This is a genomic window from Serratia rhizosphaerae, assembly GCF_009817885.1.
Lineage (GTDB): Bacteria > Pseudomonadota > Gammaproteobacteria > Enterobacterales > Enterobacteriaceae > Serratia_B > Serratia_B rhizosphaerae.
On the sequence record NZ_CP041764.1, the window covers coordinates 760,784 to 779,219 of the forward strand.

19 protein-coding genes are annotated in these 18,436 nt (G+C 59.8%); 11 read left to right on the forward strand and 8 right to left on the reverse strand.

What is annotated here, in order from left to right:
• Position 1 precedes the first annotated feature (1 nt).
• On the reverse strand, positions 2-880 hold the full coding sequence (locus tag FO014_RS03540) for a dihydrodipicolinate synthase family protein (RefSeq protein ID WP_160027829.1): 879 nt from the start codon (positions 878-880) through the stop codon (positions 2-4).
• A 424-nt stretch (positions 881-1,304) separates the two neighbouring features.
• Here FO014_RS03540 and FO014_RS03545 point away from each other — a divergent pair, with 424 nt between their 5' ends.
• On the forward strand, positions 1,305-2,156 hold the full coding sequence (locus FO014_RS03545) for a DMT family transporter (protein ID WP_160027831.1): 852 nt from the start codon (positions 1,305-1,307) through the stop codon (positions 2,154-2,156).
• Between the two features lie 58 nt (positions 2,157-2,214).
• On the opposite strand, the gene FO014_RS03550 is transcribed toward FO014_RS03545, so the two are convergent.
• A complete protein-coding gene (locus FO014_RS03550) occupies positions 2,215-2,805 on the reverse strand; it encodes a Yip1 family protein (RefSeq protein WP_105230228.1) in 591 nt (196 codons plus the stop codon).
• Positions 2,806-3,043: 238 nt separating this feature from the next.
• Here FO014_RS03550 and FO014_RS03555 point away from each other — a divergent pair, with 238 nt between their 5' ends.
• The 5 genes from FO014_RS03555 (at position 3,044) to FO014_RS03575 (ending at position 6,319) form a co-directional block, all read left to right on the forward strand.
• Entirely contained in the window at positions 3,044-3,511 is a 468-nt protein-coding gene (locus FO014_RS03555; protein ID WP_105230227.1) for an acyltransferase, read from the forward strand.
• Positions 3,511-4,050 carry a GNAT family N-acetyltransferase gene (locus FO014_RS03560; protein ID WP_105230226.1) on the forward strand — a complete coding sequence of 180 codons (540 nt, stop codon included), beginning with the start codon at positions 3,511-3,513 and terminating at the stop codon, positions 4,048-4,050. The genes FO014_RS03555 and FO014_RS03560 overlap by 1 nt, the downstream gene beginning before the upstream one ends.
• Before the next feature lie 101 nt (positions 4,051-4,151).
• Positions 4,152-4,976, forward strand: a complete 825-nt coding sequence (locus FO014_RS03565; RefSeq protein WP_160027833.1) for a DUF1460 domain-containing protein — start codon at positions 4,152-4,154, stop codon at positions 4,974-4,976.
• Positions 4,977-5,089: 113 nt separating this feature from the next.
• Positions 5,090-5,902, forward strand: a complete 813-nt coding sequence (locus tag FO014_RS03570) for a MetQ/NlpA family lipoprotein (protein WP_160027835.1) — start codon at positions 5,090-5,092, stop codon at positions 5,900-5,902.
• 240 nt (positions 5,903-6,142) lie between these two features.
• Entirely contained in the window at positions 6,143-6,319 is a 177-nt protein-coding gene (locus tag FO014_RS03575) for a hypothetical protein (RefSeq protein ID WP_246168076.1), read from the forward strand.
• A gap of 15 nt (positions 6,320-6,334) precedes the next feature.
• On the opposite strand, the gene FO014_RS03580 is transcribed toward FO014_RS03575, so the two are convergent.
• Positions 6,335-7,216 (reverse strand): LysR family transcriptional regulator, encoded by an 882-nt coding sequence (locus FO014_RS03580; protein ID WP_160027837.1) that lies wholly within the window; start codon positions 7,214-7,216, stop codon positions 6,335-6,337.
• A 101-nt stretch (positions 7,217-7,317) separates the two neighbouring features.
• Between FO014_RS03580 and FO014_RS03585 the strand changes: the two genes are divergently transcribed.
• Positions 7,318-8,256 carry a DMT family transporter gene (locus FO014_RS03585; protein WP_160027839.1) on the forward strand — a complete coding sequence of 313 codons (939 nt, stop codon included), beginning with the start codon at positions 7,318-7,320 and terminating at the stop codon, positions 8,254-8,256.
• Between the two features lie 59 nt (positions 8,257-8,315).
• Here the strand turns inward: FO014_RS03585 and FO014_RS03590 are convergent, their stop codons facing one another.
• From FO014_RS03590 to FO014_RS03600, 3 genes are all read right to left on the reverse strand, one after another.
• Positions 8,316-9,233 (reverse strand): DUF808 domain-containing protein, encoded by a 918-nt coding sequence (locus tag FO014_RS03590; protein ID WP_105230222.1) that lies wholly within the window; start codon positions 9,231-9,233, stop codon positions 8,316-8,318.
• Positions 9,234-9,397: 164 nt separating this feature from the next.
• Positions 9,398-10,267, reverse strand: a complete 870-nt coding sequence (pbpG, locus tag FO014_RS03595; RefSeq protein WP_425500827.1) for a D-alanyl-D-alanine endopeptidase — start codon at positions 10,265-10,267, stop codon at positions 9,398-9,400.
• Positions 10,268-10,495: 228 nt separating this feature from the next.
• Positions 10,496-11,599 (reverse strand): adenosylhomocysteinase, encoded by a 1,104-nt coding sequence (locus tag FO014_RS03600; RefSeq protein WP_160027841.1) that lies wholly within the window; start codon positions 11,597-11,599, stop codon positions 10,496-10,498.
• A gap of 90 nt (positions 11,600-11,689) precedes the next feature.
• Between FO014_RS03600 and FO014_RS03605 the strand changes: the two genes are divergently transcribed.
• Complete coding sequence (locus tag FO014_RS03605; protein WP_160027843.1) at positions 11,690-12,253, forward strand: DedA family protein; 564 nt, start codon at positions 11,690-11,692, stop codon at positions 12,251-12,253.
• A 9-nt stretch (positions 12,254-12,262) separates the two neighbouring features.
• On the opposite strand, the gene FO014_RS03610 is transcribed toward FO014_RS03605, so the two are convergent.
• Positions 12,263-13,144 (reverse strand): LysR family transcriptional regulator, encoded by an 882-nt coding sequence (locus FO014_RS03610; RefSeq protein ID WP_160027845.1) that lies wholly within the window; start codon positions 13,142-13,144, stop codon positions 12,263-12,265.
• A 121-nt stretch (positions 13,145-13,265) separates the two neighbouring features.
• Here FO014_RS03610 and FO014_RS03615 point away from each other — a divergent pair, with 121 nt between their 5' ends.
• A complete protein-coding gene (locus FO014_RS03615; RefSeq protein WP_160027847.1) occupies positions 13,266-13,703 on the forward strand; it encodes a PACE efflux transporter in 438 nt (145 codons plus the stop codon).
• A gap of 40 nt (positions 13,704-13,743) precedes the next feature.
• Here the strand turns inward: FO014_RS03615 and FO014_RS03620 are convergent, their stop codons facing one another.
• Entirely contained in the window at positions 13,744-14,181 is a 438-nt protein-coding gene (locus FO014_RS03620) for a MarR family winged helix-turn-helix transcriptional regulator (RefSeq protein ID WP_105230214.1), read from the reverse strand.
• A gap of 713 nt (positions 14,182-14,894) precedes the next feature.
• Between FO014_RS03620 and ansP the strand changes: the two genes are divergently transcribed.
• Both ansP and FO014_RS03630 read left to right on the forward strand, forming a co-directional pair.
• Positions 14,895-16,361 (forward strand): L-asparagine permease, encoded by a 1,467-nt coding sequence (gene ansP / locus FO014_RS03625; protein WP_111737548.1) that lies wholly within the window; start codon positions 14,895-14,897, stop codon positions 16,359-16,361.
• Positions 16,362-16,552: 191 nt separating this feature from the next.
• Complete coding sequence (locus tag FO014_RS03630) at positions 16,553-18,403, forward strand: hypothetical protein (RefSeq protein WP_160027849.1); 1,851 nt, start codon at positions 16,553-16,555, stop codon at positions 18,401-18,403.
• Positions 18,404-18,436 lie beyond the last annotated feature (33 nt).

The following is an 18,436-nucleotide window of genomic DNA, read 5'->3' on the forward strand; positions in this document are numbered from 1 at the left end:
CTTAGCGCAGTTCCAACTGCGTCATTACCGCGGCGATATCGCGGCAGGCTTCGGCCGGCAAGGGCTGCAGCGGACGCGGCAGGCAGTCGATGTCGCTCAGCCCGAGAATACCGGCGGCGGCGGCCATCACGCGGATGCTGCCATGCCGGCGGAACAGCTGCCACAGCGGTTCCAGCCGCGCGACCTGCTCGCTAACGCACCCGCTGTCCCCTGCCCGCGCGGCGTCGACAATCTGTCTGGCGCTGTTCGGGAACAGGCCGCCACACACCGAATACCACACCTCGCAGCCGGCATTCAGCCCCTGCCCGGCAAACTCATCGCCGCTGACGCCAATGGCAACCTCCGCCGGCAGTATCTTCCGCAGGCTTTGCATTCGCACCGGCTCCGCCTGCACGCCGGGGATTTTCACCGACTGCACGCCCGGCAGGGCGGCGACACGCACCAGTAGCGCATCGGAAAACTCAAAGCGGGTGGTGCGCGGGTTGTTATACACGCACAGCGGCACGGAACTATGGCGCGTTACGGTTTCATACAGCGCATAAACTTCATCATCCGTCAGCGACTGGTAGCACAGCACCGGCAGCAGCAGCGCATCGGCGCCCGCCGTCTGCGCATCGTCGGCCAGCTGCAGAACCTGCTCCGTGCCGTAAGCGCCGATGCAAACCATCAGCGGAATGCCGCCGGCGTGCTGCGCCGCCAGCGCGGTGACGCGTTTTTTCTGCTCACGCGTCAGATAGGCATAGCTGCCGGTGGAACCTAATACGCCCAGCGAATCAACCCCGGCCTCGGTCAGCCGGGCCAGGATATTCACAAAACCTTTTTCGTCGATCCCCGAAGGGGTCACCGGGGTCAGCGGAAAAGCGCTCAGACCTGTAAACATGACTTGCTCCTGTGATAAGTGCGGAAAACGCGCCGACGGTCATTATAATAAACACAACGGTCAGTATAATAAATGGCGATATTTACCACATCCCGGATAATTTATGATTGCAAAAGCCGCCTGAACACATTAGTTTCATCAGACTGCTTGTTCAATTATCAGGGCATTTAATGCGCGATTTCACACACGTCACCGACCCAACTTCAGCGACCGCTCCGGCCGCCGTTGCGCCGTGTGCCGCCATCGCCCCTCCCGCCCTGTCATCTGTCGTGGTAGCCGTCGTCGCTACCGTGGTTTCGCCGCCGCACGCCGTGGTTGTGCGTTAAAACCACCCTCAATCTTATTCTCCGGACAATATTCATGCGCGTTGGCGCAGGCCGTTGCGTATGCCGGAGTTGGTAATGTTCACGACAGGTGACATCACATGCGAGTTATTTCCCAATCAGCCAATGCCGCGATGGCGACGCTGTTTGTGCTGCTGTGGAGCAGCGGCGCTATTTTTTCCCGCTGGGGGTTGGAGCACGCCTCCGCCTTGGTGTTTTTATTCTTCCGCTGCGCCATCGCCCTGGCGCTGTTGACGGCGATCGGGCTGTGGCAGCGACGTCTGTTGCCCGACGCCGGCAGTCGCTGGCGCGTGGCGCTGATCGGTCTGCTGATGATCGGCTGCTACCAAACCGCCTATTTGCTGGCGCTGGAATGGGGCGTCACCCCCGGCGTCCTGGCGACGCTGCTCGGCGTACAGCCGATCATCACCCAGTTCGTTACCGAACGGCGCTGCGGCGGGCTGCGCGGCCTGGGGCTGCTGCTGGCGCTGGGCGGCCTGACGCTGGTGGTGTATCAGAGCATCAAGGTGGCGCACTTTTCACCGCTTGGCATCGCCTGCGCCTTTGTCGCGCTCGGCTGCATGACCCTCGGCACCCTGCTGCAAAAAGGCATGCAGCAGTCGCCGCTGGCGGTGCTGCCGCTGCAGTACGCCGTCGGGCTGCTGGTATGCGCGCTGGCAATGCCGTTCGCGCCGTTGCATGTCGAATGGCGGCCGGGCTTTATACTGCCGCTGCTGTGGATGGCGGTGGTGATCTCGGTGCTGGCCACCTTCCTGCTCTATCGGCTTATCCAGCGCGGTAATCTGGTGCAGGTCACCAGCCTGTTTTACCTGATCCCGGCGGTTACCGCCCTGCTGGATTATCTGCTGCTCGGCCACCGGCTGGCGGCGCTGAGCCTGCTCGGCATGGCCGGCATCGTGCTCGGCGTGATGCTGGTGTTCCGCAAGGCGTAATACGTAAAAAACCCCCTTGGCCAGACGGCGCAAGGGGGTTTATCACTCGGTTGCGGCGTCAGAACAGCCAGGAGCCATAGCCCCACAGCAGCACCGTCAACCCCAGCAGCAGCTCAAGCAGCAGGATGCCGATGGCAAAGGTGGAGCTGGAGAACAGGAACCCTTCCTGACTGTCGATATTCAGGAAGTGCGGAATGCCGAGATACAGCAGATAGCCGGAATAACACAGGCCAACCACCCCGACGAACAGGCACAGCCACACCACCGGATATAGCGCCACAATGCCGCTGAGGAACATCGGCGTGGCGACATAGCCGGCAAACACCATACAGCGGTGCAGACTCGGCCGCGCTTCATAACGCCGCGCCATCCAGTGGATCACTTTGCCCATCACCGCAACGCCCGCCAACATCAGCAGGTAGAAGGCCACGGCGGTATACAGCGCGGTCGCCATATCCAGCCGAATCGCGTGCCCTTCGCCGGACAGCCAGCCCAGTTGCGTGGTGCCGATAAATGCGCACACCACCGGGATCAGCGCCATCAGCAAAACGTGGTGAGTATAGAGATGCGAGACGCTTTCGTTCTCGCGCTTGATTTCTTTGAACTCGGTGCTGGGATGCGCCAACAGCCCCCAAACATGATTGATCATGAGACACCTCCTCATCTCGCCGTCGGCCGCGCCCGGCGGGAATCACACTCCTCTGACGAACCGCGCGTCCGTATGAGGGTTGCGGCCACGGGGCTCTCCCCCTGCCATTTATTATAGTCTTTGGGTGAAAAAACGTTCGCCATCGGAGCGCGGAGAGGGTTTACTCTATAATCAAGCTGTTATCGTGCCGCCCCGCTGTGACCGGCCGATAATCAATCCGAAAGGAAGGAGCACGCCCATGACCGCAAAACTTCGCACCCGCCAGAGCGGCCTGGCGGATATCACCTACGGTGAAAACGTCCTGGTGGTCGAACCCTGTAATCTGTACGGCTGCACCCTGGGGGACGAGGTGTTCGTCGGCCCCTTTGTCGAAATACAAAAAAACGTCACCGTCGGCGCCCGCAGCAAGATCCAGTCGCACAGTTTTCTCTGTGAATATGTGACGCTGGGCGAGGAGTGCTTTGTCGGCCACGGCGTGATGTTCGCCAATGACCGCTTCCAGAGCGGCGCCCCTGACGCCGACCCGGCGAACTGGGGCCATACGCACATCGGCAACCGGGTCTCAATCGGTTCCGGCGCCACCATTTTACCGGTGCGCATCTGCGACGGTGCGGTCATCGGCGCCGGCGCCGTGGTGACCCGCGATATCACCCGCAAAGGCATTTACGCCGGCAACCCCGCCCGGCTACTGAGGGAGTTGCCCTGATGAATGCAGTCCGGATTGAACGCATCACCGACCTGCCCGCCGGCTATCTGGAAAATAACGATTTCACCTTTTACGTCGAATGCTATGCACAGCCGGCCTTTGGCACGCCGGTCGAACGCTGGCCTACCCAGCCGGTGGCGCCGTATCGTAAACACTACCCGCTGGCGCCCTTTATCAACGACGAAGGTGACACCTTTCTGGCGTTGCGCGACGGCGTGGCGGTCGGCCATATCACGCTGAGTAAAAACTGGAACGACTACACCCTGATTGAAGAGGTGGCGGTCAGCCGCAGCGCACGGCGCAACGGCATCGGCAGCGCGCTGCTGGACGCCGCGCAGCAGTGGGCGCGCGAACGCGATACCGCCGGGCTGATGCTGGAAACCCAGAACAACAATCTGGCCGCCTGCCGCTGCTATCAGCGCTACGGCTTTACCCTCGGCGGCATCGACCATCTGTTGTACCGCGGCCAGCCGGATATTGCCGACCATGAAATCGCGCTATTCTGGTATCTGCCGTTCAATAACGAGGTCGGTTATTAAGCGGGCACAACAGGTGTACGGTTTCACTGCGGTTTAGTTTATGTCCGCTAACGTGAAAACGATGCTTCTCTCAATCAACCACGCCGCCAACGGAGGGGGAAATGAGCAAGGTCGCTCCATGGTTGTTAATGGTCGTATTGGCCGGCTGTGCCGGCACGCCGGACGGCGGCGCGTCTTCGCCGCATCCTGCACAACCCGCGGAAACCCAAGTGAACATTGACGATATCACCTCAGCCCGGCTGCAGCGCCTGCTGGCGCAGCGTAAATCAATGCCGGCGCTGGACGACGGCGCCGTCATTGAACGGCTGTCCCGCCAGTTTCTCGACGTGCCTTACGTCGCCGATAGGCTGATCGGCGACGCCGCTACGCCGGAACGGCTGGTGATTGATTTTCGCGGACTGGACTGCTTTACCTATCTGGACTATGTCGAGGCGCTGCGCCATGCCGATGACCAGGCGCAGTTTGTGCGGCAGCTGATCGCCACCCGCTACCGCAACGGCGAGATCGGCTTTCTGACCCGCAAACACTTTTTCAGCGACTGGGCCTATCAGCCAGCCGTCCGCGCCGATGACATCACCACCGACCTCAGCCCGCACGCCATCACGCTGAGCAAAGTGCTGAACCGCAATGCCGACGGCGGCCAGTATCTGCCGGGGCTGCCGAACGCCACGCGCCGCATCAGCTATATTCCCAGCGAATATGTCGATGCCCGGCTGCTCAGCCGGCTGCGCACCGGCGATTACATCGGCATCTACACCAATCTGGAGGGGCTGGATGTCACCCACGTCGGCATCTATATCATGACGCCGGCCGGGCCGGTTTTACGCAACGCCTCGTCGCGTAAGGAAAACCGTAAAGTGGTGGATTCACCGTTTATCGACTACATCAGCAGCGCGCCGGGCATTGTGGTTCTACGTCCGCGCTAAACGGTTATATTTTATCATTCCTTGTGCTAACGCCGGGTTTGACTTCCTGCGGCGTCTGCGTTTATCTGGTTGCTAAAACTGACTGATTTTATTGTTGTTTCAGGGAGTGTTCGATGGCAATTTACCGGCGTTGCGCCATATTGGCGGCGGCCATGACGGCCTCGCTGCTGTTAGCAGGCTGCGATCGGCAAGACGATCGCCACCATATCAAGGTCGGCGTGATTAACGGTGCCGAGCAGGACGTGGCGGAGGTGGCGAAGCAGGTCGCCAAGGAAAAATATGGCCTGGAGGTCGAGCTGTTCGGCTTCAGCGGCGCCCTGCTGCCCAACGACGCCACCGATAAGGGCGAGCTGGACGCCAACGTCTTCCAGCACCGTCCGTTTCTGGCGCAGCAGAACAAAGACCGCGGCTATCATCTGACGGCAGTCGGCAACACCTTTGTCTTCCCGATTGCCGGCTACTCGAAAAAGGTTAAATCGGTCAATCAGCTGCGGGACGGCGCGGTGATCGCCATTCCCAACGACCCGACCAACCTCGGGCGCGCGCTGCTGCTGATGCAGAAAACCGGGCTGATCGCGTTAAAACCCGGTAAAGGCCTGCTGCCCACCGCGCTGGATATCAGCGCCAACCCGCACAACTACCGCATTATCGAGCTGGAAGGCGCGCAGCTGCCTCAGGTGCTGGACGACCCGAGCGTCGACGTGGCGATTATCAGCACCACCTACATCAACCAGACCGGGCTGACCCCCACCAAAGACAGCATCTTTATTGAAGACAAGGATTCGCCGTACGTGAATATCGTTGTGGCGCGCGAAGACAACAAGGATGCGCCGAAGGTGCAGGAGTTCCTCAAGGCGTATCAGTCTGATGAAGTCGCAGCGGCGGCGGAAAAGATCTTTAACGGCGGCGCCGTCAAAGGCTGGTAACGCTCCTGCAGGACAGGCCGCGCCAGCGCAGCCTCCTCATAATATTTCCCGTAAAAAAACACATCTTCCCGCTTGACCCTCACGCCGCGTCAGGCTTTAGTCTCTCTGCTCGCACAAGGGAGGAGCACTCTATGTTATTGAAAGTCGGCGAACTGGCGCAGCTGCCGTTTTATCAGGCCGGTACGCAACGCCAGCAAGAGTGGGCGACCATGGTGCAGCAGATATGTGAGCTGATGGCAAATGGCACGCCGCTGGATGCTGGCCCTGGAGCGCGACACCGCCGGCAACCCGGCGACGCAGATGAAAATCCGCCAGGCCATGGAGCAGGAGCCGACGCTGAGCGAAGGCACCTGGCTGACGCCGCCGCTGCTGGACTATCTGCGCGAGGCGGTCGCCAATCTGATGCGCGATCGTTAGGCAATGCGCATCCCGTTACCCGGCAATATCCACCAGCCGGGTGACGCCCGCCACGTTAGCGTAGCACTCAAGCAGAAATGCCATGACCGCGGCAATCGCCGGCGTGTGGCGCATATCATCGTGCACCGTCAGCCAGATTTCGCGCGTCAGCGCCTGCTGCGACGACAGCCGTTGCAGCCCGCCGTCCTGCTGAGCCAGAAAATGCGGCAGCAGCGCCACCCCGGCGCCGCCGCGCGCCGCCGCGGCCTGCACCAGCAAATCATTGCTGCACATCACCAGCGGCCGTGCGCCGGCCTGCTCCAGCAGCCACTGCTGCTGCATTGACGACGCCATCTCCTGGTGATAACCGATAAAGCCACGCTCGTCCTCGGGCGTGTCCGCCAAATAGTCCGCCGCCGCATACAGACCAAACTCCACCGTGCCGATTTTACGCGCCACCACCTCACTTTCGCTGGCGCGGCTCAGCCGGACGGCGATATCCGCTTCACCGCGCAGCAGCGAGGCATGGGCGGTGGCGGCCAGCAGGTTAAGGCGCAGCGCCGGATACTGCCGCCGCAGCGCTCCCAGGCGCGGTGCAATCAGCCCTTGTGCCATCGCCGGCGGCACACTGAGGTTTACCGTACCGGCAATGCCCTGCCGGCCGCCGTGCGCCGCGCGATCGACGGCAAATGCCGCCAGCGTCATGCCGTCGCCCTGAGCGGCAATGCGCTTACCGTCTTCGGTCAGCGTATAGCTGCGCGGACGGCGATCCACCAGCTTCAGCGCCAACGCTGCTTCCAGGCTGGCAATGCGCCGCGCTACCGTCGCATGATCGACCTGCAGCCGGCGGGCGGCGCCGGACAGCGAGCGTTCCGCCGCAAACGCTAAAAAGTAATGCAAATCTTCCCAGTTAAACATGGGCATTTTTTCACCTTAACCTTGCGTGTTTACCGAATTCTACCTGAAGCAAAGCGAGCGCAAACTGTTTTCCATCTTTTATCACCCACGGAATAACCGTCATGAACAAATCGCTGACGCTAGCCTATCTGGGCATCATCATCGCCACCTTCTTCTGGGGCACCAACTTCAATGCCGGCGCGTATATCGTCTCCCACCAGCCGCCGATCACCGCCTCGCTCGAGCGCTTTGCCATCGCCACGCTGGTGATGCTGACCGTCTTCGGCCTGCGCGGCCAGCTGCGGCTGAGCACGCTGAAAAATAACTGGCCAGCGTATCTTGGGCTGGGGCTGCTGGGCTTTACGCTGTTTAACCTGAGCACCTTTTTCGGCCTGCAGTCCACCACGCCGGTCAACGGCGCGCTGATCCTCGCCACCACGCCGCTGTGGACGCTGGTGTTCGGCCTGATCTGGGAGCATGAAAAACTAAGCTGGCCACGCGCCGCCGGGCTGCTGTGCGGCCTGACCGGCGTGGTTCTGGTGATCACCCAGGGCGATGTACAGATTCTGCTGCGGCTTAACGTCAGCCGCGGCGACGGCATTATTTTGCTCGGCAGCCTCGCCTGGGCGCTGAATATGGTCGGCACCAGACGCTGGGTGCGTAACGCCACGCCGGTTGAAACCACCAGCTACTCCATGCTGTTCGGCACGCTGGCGCTGCTGCCGCTCGCCTTTTACTTCGAAACGCCGTGGCACAACATCACCGGCAGCGCGCTGAGCGTACACGCCGCGGTGCTGTATCTGGCGCTGTGCGGCTCGCTGCTGGCCTACCTGCTGTGGTTTAACGGTCTGGCACAGGTCGGCGCGGTGCGCACCGCGATTTTCTTTAATCTGGCGCCGGTGTTTACCCTGCTGGTATCCACGCTGACCGGACACGCGCCTAACGGCTGGCAGTTGGGCGGCGCGGTCTGGGTAATTCTCGGCGTGTTGCTGACGTCCGGCGTGCTGAACCCGCTGTGGCAGCGGCGGGTTAACGCGGCGTCACATCTCGGCGAAGGGTAACGGGCGCCATCACGGCGGGGATATAAGCGGCGGAGCGCGGACGCGCCCCGCCGATCGGGTCAGGCTTTAAAACGCGCGCGTACCGCGCCGATCATCGATACCAGCAGCAACACCACGCCGCCGGCGACAAAGCCGAACGCCACGTTCAGCAGCGAAGGCACGATGCCCTGCAGGATATGGTCAAACGTCGGTGCGACCGCAATATGCGCCGCCCAGTCTTCAAACAGGTGATGCACCGCCGGCAGGCCGTGGGTCAGAATGCCGCCCCCCACCATAAACATGGCGATGGTGCCTACGATCGACAGCGTTTTCATCAGGAACGGCGCGGCGCTGACAATGCCGCTGCCGATGCTGCGCGCCAGCGCGCTGCTTTTACGGCTTAAATACAGCCCCAGGTCGTCCAGTTTGACGATGCCGGCAACGATGCCGTACACGCCGATGGTCATCACAATGGCGATGCCGCACAGCACGATCAGCTGCTGGGTAAAGCTGGCTCCGGCCACGGTGCCCAGAGTAATGGCGATAATCTCGGCGGACAGCACAAAGTCGGTGCGCACCGCGCCCTTTACCTTACGCTTTTCATAAGCCGCTACGTCCTCGTTCGGATTCAGCGCTTCACGCTGTTCCCCCTGTTCCGGCTTATGCGTCAGGCTGTGAAATACCTTCTCAAAGCCTTCATAGCACAGGTAGGCGCCGCCAATCATCAGCAGCGGCGTGATCGCCCAGGGCGCAAAAGTGCCAATCAGCAGCGCCAGCGGCACCAGAATCGCCTTGTTGATAAACGAGCCTTTCGCCACGTTCCACACCACCGGCAGTTCCCGGTCGGCCTTAACGCCGGTGACCTGCTGCGCGTTCAGCGCCAGGTCGTCCCCCAATACCCCGGCGGTCTTTTTCGCCGCCATTTTGCTCATCAGCGAGACATCGTCCAATAACGAGGCGATGTCATCAATCAGGGTCAGTAAGCTACTTCCAGCCAATGTGAGTTATCCTTCTGCTACGAAAAAATACGCGCCCGCTCCCCGTCAGCAATACCGCTGAATCATTAATGGGAGTGATGACTTACAGATAATAGCCGATAAGTCGATGCCGTGTACGGAAAGGTAAAGCATTGCGCCCGCCGCCGCAGCGACGGGCGGGCGGGTTATTCGGCGTCGTTATTCGCCAGGCGGGCGTCTTTCTGCCGGCGGTAGTCGCGGGCGGCGGCGGGCACCGGCACTACTTTGCCGGTCTCAATCCAGGTGCGCAGCCGGCTGGCGTCGGCGAAGTGGGTGTATTTGCCGAAGGCGTCCAGCACCACCAGCGATACCGAACGGTTGCCGATCATGGTGCGCATCGCCAGGCAGTGCCCGGCCTGATTGGTAAAGCCGGTCTTGGTCAGCTGAATATTCCACTTCTTGTTATAAACCAGATGGTTGGTATTGCGGAACGGCAGACTGTAGCTCGGATCCTTGAAGGTCGCCGTGCTCTCGGCGGTGGTGCTCAACTGACCGATCAGCGGGTAGCGCTTGGTGGCCAGCAGCAGCTTGGTCAGGTCGCGGGCGGTGGAGACGTTATGAATCGACAGCCCGGTAGGTTCCACATAGCGGGTATGCGTCATGCCCAGCGCTTTGGCCTTGGCGTTCATCGCCTTGATAAAGGCGTTGTAGCCGCCCGGATAGTGGTGCGCCAGGCTGGCGGCGGCGCGGTTTTCCGACGACATCAGCGCCAGCAGCAGCATCTCTTTACGGCTGACCTCGCTGTTCAGCCGCACCCGCGAATAGACGCCCTTCATTTCCGGCGTCTGATGGATATCCACCTTCAGCATTTCGTCGAGCGGCAGGTGCGCATCCAGCGTCACCATCGCCGTCATCAGTTTGGTGATCGAGGCGATCGGCACCACTTCATCCGGGTTACGGGCGTAAAGCACTTTATGATTTTGCATATCCACCACCATGGCGCTGCCGGAAGCCAGTTCAGGCTGCGTCGCATGCAGCGAGGCGGTGTTTTCGCTGGCCAGCGCCTGCGGCGCCAGTCCCGCGCCGGCCTGCAGGGCCAGCAAAGTCAGAACCAAAACTCGGATTTTCACATGTATTACTCTGTTGCTGAATTTAGGGATGATGAGAAAAAACTGCAGGAAAGTATAAGGGAGGCGTATGGAGTTGGCACCGTGATTATTAACGCCCATTTGTGACAAATTCTGTCGGGATCACACGGCTTAAACCACGGGCGCTGCGGCGCTCACGCCCGCGGTCTGGCCGCTTTACAGCGCCGGCTGCCAGGCCGACTGCGGCAGCAGATACAGCCCCGCCGGCTGTGCCGCGCCGTCGCCGACAATATGGCCGATGCCGGCCGCCATCACCGCCAGCGTGACGTCAAAGGCGTTGAGGCTGTCGCCGTAGCCGGCCGTCAGGTTAAACATCGAGCCGTTCGCCAGCAGATAGAGCGTTTTGTCCCCCAGCCGATAAGCGTCGACAAACGGCATCGGTTCCTGATGCGGCAGGCGCTGCAGGAAGGCGACGTCAATCTCTTCCGCCACATGGCCGACGTTGAGAATAAACGCACCGTCCCTGAGCTGCGCCAACTGGCTGGCGGACAACACGTTTTTCGCCCCGGTGGCGGTGGCGATCACCTCAGCCTGCGACGCCGCCTGATCTAAATCCATCACCGTCCAGCCGTCATAGCGCGCCTGTAACGCACGCGCCGGATCCACTTCCGCCACCGTCACCTGCCCGCCATAGGCCCTGGCCGCCGCGGCCACGCCCTGTCCGACCAGCCCGTAGCCAATCACCAGCACCTGTTTTTCATGCAGCGTCAGGTGGGTAGTCTGGAAAAAGGTGTGCCAGGCGGTCAGGCCGACCATATGCCGGTTATGCAGCCCTTCTTTCACCGGCAGATCGTCCCAGTTGAAAATCGGATAGCGCGGCGACACGCCGTTCAGACGGCTGATACCCGAACCGGTTGCCTCCAGCCCGGCTTTAATCTGCGGCCCGCCGGACGACTGATGCAGCCGTGTGGTCAGATCCGCGCCCATCTCACACAGGTGCGTCGGCTCCCAGGCCAGCGCACGGTCGAAAGAATCGGACCAGTCGGCGTCGGACATACCGCGCCAGGCGTGCGCCTGCGCGCCCCGCTGCGTCAACCAGGCCACCACGTCATCCTGCACCGTGGTCGGGTTGCAGGTGGTCAGGTAAATCTCCGCCCCTTTCTCCAGCAGGCCGGCCACCAGCGGCGCCATTTTCAGATCCAGATGCATATTGCACGCCAGCCGCACGCCCTGCAGATCCGGCAGCGCCGCCACCGCCGCACGGGTACGCGGCATATGGCGCATCGCCCATGCCAGTTCGCGGTCAAAATCCTGATACATTGTTTGCTCCTTGGGTGAGCGCCCCTGCCGTACAGCCTCGGCCAGGGCGAGTATACTTAGCCTGTGATAGTCATAAGATAAGGAATCACCATGACCGATTTGGCCCACTATATTACGGATTATGGTTACTGGGCGCTGTTTATCGGCTGTCTGGCTGAAGGGGAAACCATCACCCTTCTCGGCGGCATCGCGGCGCACGAAGGGCTGCTGCACCTACCTTGGGTAATGGCAGTGGTGGCGCTCGGCGGCACGCTGGGGGATCAACTGCTGTATTTTGCCGGCCGCCGCTTCGGCGGCCGGGCGATCGCACGGCTGAAAAGCCAGCGTCAGCGCATCAACCGCGCCAAACGGCTGATTGCCCGTCATCCGATGCTGTTTGTGATTGGCGTACGCTTTATGTACGGCTTCCGGATTATCGGCCCGGTGCTGATCGGCGCCAGCCGGCTGCCGCCTTCGCGCTTTGTGCCGCTGAATATTCTCGGCGCGCTGCTGTGGTCAGCGATCTTCGTGCTGCTGGGGTATTTCGGCGGTCAGGCGCTGGAGCGCGTGATTAACGGCTTCCATAATAAGCTGTTCGTCGTGCTGCTGCTGGCCGCCGTTGCCGCCGCGCTGTGGCTGGCGCGCCGCTGGTGGCATCGGCGCACAGAGCAGTGATTCCGGCGTCTATGGCGCCTGCATCAGCGCCACCAGTTCGCGCGCGGCTTTTTGCAGCGGCTGATTCTTCAGCCAGATCAGGTGCATCGGCAGGCGCAGCTCATTTTTGGTGTTTTTAAACGTCAGCCGCGTCAGCCGCCCCTGCGCCAGCAGCGGCGCAATCAGCGACTGCGGGAAATTGCCCCACCCCAGTCCGGCCTCCACCATGTTCAGCGCCGTTTGCAGGCTGTCGGTGCGCCAATAGGTTTCCGCCACCCGCGGCCGCAGATCGGCCATCGGCAGATCCCGGCTGGCGACCACGATCTGACGCACGTTGACCAGATCCTCCAGAAACAGCCGCTCGTCGCCCTGCGCCAACGCCGCATGCCGCGACGACAGCGTGGCGATCAGCGACTCGCTGCCGACAAAATGGAACTGCTCCTTGATATTGACGTTCAGCCCGCCAAACGCCAGACAAACGCTCACCCTGCCCTGATGCAGCAGATGCAGCGCCTCGTCCTGCGGCGCGCTCAGCAACTCGATATTCAACAGCGGATAACGTTCGGACAAGGTTTTCACCGCCGCCAGCAGCTTTTCCGTATTGATGTCCGACGCCACGCCGATCGACAGCGTGCTCTCCAGCCCCTGAGACAGTTCAATGGCGTGGATCTGCAGCTGTTTCAACTGATCGGCGATCAGGCGCGCATGCGGCGCCAGTGCCAGCGCCATGGCGGTCGGCGTCGGCTCGCGGTGTGAGCGATCGAACAGTTGAAAGCCCAGTTCAGCCTCCATATTGGCGATCCCCATGCTGACCGCCGAAGGCACGCGCCGCAGCGCGCGCGCGGCGGCGGAAAACGAACCGCGCTCCAGTACCGCCAAGAACAGCTCAATATTGTCGCTGGTGAAATTCATACCCGCTACCTGTCAGAAAAACTGACAGCTCCTGACTTTTTCTATCAATAAGGTTGACGTTATCTTAGCCGCCGATACGCCGGGCGTCACCCCGGTCAGAACAATCAATGAGAGAGGCAACATGCAAGGCGTCAAACGCAAACTGGTTTATGTCACCGCCTATGAAATTATCGGCATGACGATTTCCGCGCTCGGATTAGCGCTGCTGTCCGGCAGCGCCCCCAGCAGCACCGGGCCGCTGGCAGTGATCATCACCACCATCGCGGTCAGCTGGAATTTTATCTATAACTGCCTGTTTGAATGGTGGGAGAGCCGCCAGGCGTCGCGCACCCGAACGGTGAAACGGCGCATTCTGCACGCCGTTGGTTTTCAGCTGACGCTGGTGGTGTACCTGATTCCGCTGATTGCCTGGTGGATGGGGATTTCGCTGACGCAGGCGCTGCTGCTGGATATGGCGCTGATCGTCATTATTCCGTGCTACACCTTCGTCTATAACTGGGCGTTCGATAAACTGTTCGGCCTGCCGGCCTCGGCGCTGCCGGCAGAAGAATCCGACTGACCGGTCAGCCGTTACGCGCTGGCGTAACGGCCCGGATAGCTCAGCGCGCCGTCAGCGCACTGCGCACCGCTTCCAGCTCCTGCTTCAGTCCGCGCAGCCGTGTTTCATCCAGCCCGGCCGAACACAGCAACTGTGGATAGAGGCTGTCGATGCCCTCACGCAGCTGCCGCGCCTGCGGCGTTACCCGCACGTGCACCTGCCGCTGATCCTCACTGCTGCGCACCCGTACCACATAGCCGTGGCTTTCCAGCCGTTTCAGCAACGGCGTGGTGGTGCTGGCGTCAATAAACAGCCGTTCGCTAATCTCGCCGACGGTCAGCCCGTCCTGTTCCAGTAGTAAAATCAATACCAGATATTGCGGATAGGTCAGGCCCATCTCATCCAGCAGTGGCTGATACACGCGGTTCAACGCCAGATTGGTCGAATACACGGCAAAGCACATCAACTTATCAAGCGTGATAGGTGATTGGTCGCCCATAATATGTCCTCTACGATCGATTTTATCGTTATAAATATCTTTTTGCTGTGTGGTGCTACCCGACCATTGTATGAGAGATCCGACCTGTTGACCAGTGCAGTAATTCTCTATAAATTCAATAAATTAACGCTATTTTCCACACAAAATAATGGCAGGCGATAAAGTAGTGCAAATTTTGAGGGTGGCCAAGAAGCGGTGAGCGTCGCACACTGCCGCGCGATAAAGCAGGCGGTTTTGTCCACCGGACGTAAAGGCCCGCGCTTTCCACCGCGGGTCAGTCGCCCGGTGTGATTTAACGGACAACGCAATATCATTATCGCGCTACACCGGGAAGAATCCGACAAATATATTTCCCGCAGGCCTTCTGGAGAGGGATAAATATATTACCTCACTAAGATTACGGGCTAATAGTGAGAAGCTAATCACAGTTCTACTTTTTCTGTTAATATCCAACGAATTTATTTATCACTTTGATATGTAATAATATTTACAGGAAGATTAAAAAATAAACACACTTAATAACGATTTAACTCTCTTATTTTTTGCCTCGTTTAAGCAGAAAAGGTAGCATGCTCCGCCGTTATTTAATGGTTTGTGCACAAATAATAAACAACGAGAGTGATGCCATGACTTCATTCTTATAGCGGTTGCGACCGCAATCGTTTGCTTAGCTGTTGAGCGCGCTCAACAATAGACAGGAAACAGGACGGATAATGAAATCACACACAAAATCCGCGCATGATAAACACGCGGCCAGAAGACGTTGGTTGGACTCCCATGAATCCGGTTATCACAAAAGCATGGGCAACCGGCAAATCCAGATGATCGCCATCGGCGGCTCCATCGGCACCGGTTTATTCCTCGGCACCGGCGGACGCCTGGAACTGGCCGGTCCGGCACTGGCGCTGGTGTATCTAACCTGCGGCATCTTCTCGTTCTTTATTCTGCGCGCGCTGGGCGAGCTGGTGCTGCACCGCCCCTCCAGCGGCAGTTTTGTCTCCTATGCGCGTGAGTTCCTCGGCGAAAAGGCCTCTTACGTCGCCGGCTGGATGTATTTCCTCAACTGGGCGATGACCGGCATCGTCGATATCACCGCCGTCGCGCTGTATATGCACTACTGGGGCACCTTCGCCGACGTGCCGCAGTGGCTGTTCGCCCTCGGCGCGCTCGGCATCGTCGCCACCATGAATATGATCGGCGTAAAATGGTTCGCCGAAATGGAGTTCTGGTTTGCGCTGATCAAGGTGGCGGCCATTGCGCTGTTCCTGATCGTCGGCGTGGTGTTCCTCGGCCTGGACAAGCCGGTTGACGGCAACACCACCGGCCTGCACCTGATTTCCGATAACGGCGGCCTGTTCCCGCACGGCCTGCTGCCGGCGCTGGTGCTGGTGCAGGGGGTCATCTTCGCCTTCGCCGGCATTGAGCTGATCGGCACCGCCGCCGGCGAATGCAAAGACCCGGAAAAAATGCTGCCGAAGGCGATAAACAGCGTGATCTGGCGTATCGCCCTGTTCTATGTCGGCTCCGTGGTGCTGCTGGTGCTGCTGCTGCCGTGGAACGCCTATCAGGCCGGCCAGAGCCCGTTCGTCACCTTCTTCAGCAAGCTCGGCGTGCCTTACGTCGGCACCATCATGAATATCGTGGTGCTGACCGCCGCGCTGTCCAGCCTGAACTCCGGCCTGTACTCAACCGGCCGTATTCTGCGCTCGCTGTCGATGGGCGGTTCCGCGCCGAAGTTTATGGCTAAAATGAGCAGCCAGCAGGTGCCGTACGCCGGCATTCTGGTGACCTGCGGCATTTACGTGATCGGCGTGATCCTCAACTATCTGGTACCGTCGCAGGTGTTTGAAATCGTGCTGAACATCGCCTCGCTGGGCATTATCACCTCCTGGGTGTTTATCATCGTCTGCCAGCTGCGCCTGCGTAAAGCCATCAAAGAGGGCAAAGCCAAACCGGTCAGCTTCAAAATGCCGGGCGCGCCGTTCACCTCCTGGCTGACGCTGCTGTTTTTGGCGGTGGTGGTGGTAATGATGGCGTTCGATTACCCGAACGGCACCTGGACCGTCGCCACCATTCCGCTGCTGGCCATCCTGCTGCTGCTCGGCTGGTTCGGCCTGCGTAAACGCGCAGCGGAAGTGCGCCTGGAGCAGCAGGCCCATGAACAACAATCCCTGAAATAACGCTTATCCCCCTGGGGGCGGCATTCGCCCCCGTTTTCCCCTTCCCGCACGCTGAGCCGCCACACAACCGCCATCGCTTATTGTCCGCCCTCCGTTGGCGTAACTTGACGTATCCCAATCATCCATGAACGGGTTAGCGAAAGTTAATCAATCCACTACGCCCAATACAGCGAACACGCGAGGCAATAGCTATGATCTCTCTGTCGGACTATGCAGATTTGCAGACTTATACCGGTGATGAAACGGTAGCCATGATTGAAAACCGCTATCATCAGGGTCTGTTTACCCGCGACGATAACGATACCTCCAGTCCGGACAACGCAGCCACAATCTTGCTCGACGGCAAGCAGCGTCGCTGGAAGCGCAATATCAACAGCGGCGATTACCATATCGACTGGTGGCACCAGCCGGGTGATGAGCACGACTATGCGCTGACCATCAGCCGCGCCAGTGACTTCCTGCAGGTAAAAGAAGATGAATGGGGCTCGGCGCAAATTCCCAGCACCCCGGCCGGCATTACCCTGACCGGGCCGGGCGGCGTGCGTGTCTGTAAAACCACCGCCTATTTAAAACTGTGGAAAAACTCTGTCGACTTTAAAGGCACTATCCTCGACTTTCGCAATCCAGACTCAAAAACCACCGAGTGTGTACGCGTGCTTTACTGCATGGGCGCGCCGGCGATTGAGAACCTGCGCATTGTCGGCAATCGCAGTGAAAACGGCGGTCTGAGCGGCCTGTGCGTCTATACCGACGCCGTGAACATCTTTGGTAAACCCGCCGCACAGCTGCTGGTGCAAAACGTCTGGCTCAGCAACCTGCATAAGGGCATCCTCTTTGGCAACAACGCCTATATCCAAAGCTGGCACAGCATCATGGTCAGCAGCTGTAACTGGCCGATCTGGTCGCAAAGCGCCAGCAACGCCGGCGAAAAAATCGTGTTTTACAAAAGCCTGTTCGGCAGCAACAGAAACCATTATCAGGGCGTGCATACCCTGTTTTTCCGCGATTGTTCCTTTGATTACAGCGGCTTTAACAGCGAAGAAGAGCAACTGGCCAATAAAGACGATGGCCTGTTCGATCTGCGGGGCGGCACGCTGAATTTTAAAGACTGTCACTTTGAATGGGGCAATGAGCATTCGCGCAACTACCGCCCGGTATTTGCCAGCAGCAACGGCGCCAAAGTGAAGATTAAAGACAGCATCTGGCACAGCGTGAAAACCAGCCTGGCGGACACCTCGACGGACAAGGATGGTAAAGTCGTTGTCGGCCAGCCCTACCAATATGTCGACTATTTCTTCTTTGATAAATCGGAGGAAAAAACCGGCAAGTGCTATATCGACGGCTTCGAACTGATCAATGCCGATATCAAGAAAGGCTGGTCGAACGGCCATATTGAGATGAAAAACATCGGCGCACCGGGGCACGTCAATATGTGGCGCATGCTGTATCTCGGCGATGGGGTGAACCATCTGCCGGAACCGGCGTGGAAAGAGGCCAATGCGTTACAGCTCAACAATGTATACGCCGCCAGCGGCACGCGCATCTCGCAGACCGAAAGTTCGGATCTGGCGCTGACGCTGCAAAACGGCGTGATTACCGCCACCACCAAAACGGCGGGCGATAAGGCGAAGCAGATTGCGCTGTACCTGCCGATAGCCAAAGACGATCTGGTGCTGTGGCGCTGTACGCTGACCAACCCGCAGGGAACAGGCAACCCGGACATCGCCATCAACACCTTTTGGGGGCGCTACGATCTGCAGGGCGATGCCGGCGCCGTCACCATCCGTGAGAAAACCTGTCAGTGGGGCCGCGCCGGTACGCTTACGGCCGGCACGCCGCTCACCCTGACGTCGGATCGCATTACCGCGTTAAATGCCGATGAGTATCTGCCGCTGCCTGAGGGCTATGCCAACTACGCGCGTATCGTGATCACCCTGAAAGGCTTTGCCGGCAGCGCCGCCAGCCCGGCCTCGCTGGATATCAGCCAGTTGCTGTGCCAGCGAATCAACATCGTTTCCCGCAATCCCAACAAGTCCTGGTAACCGTTACTTGCGCCGCCCCGCCCGGGGCGGCAT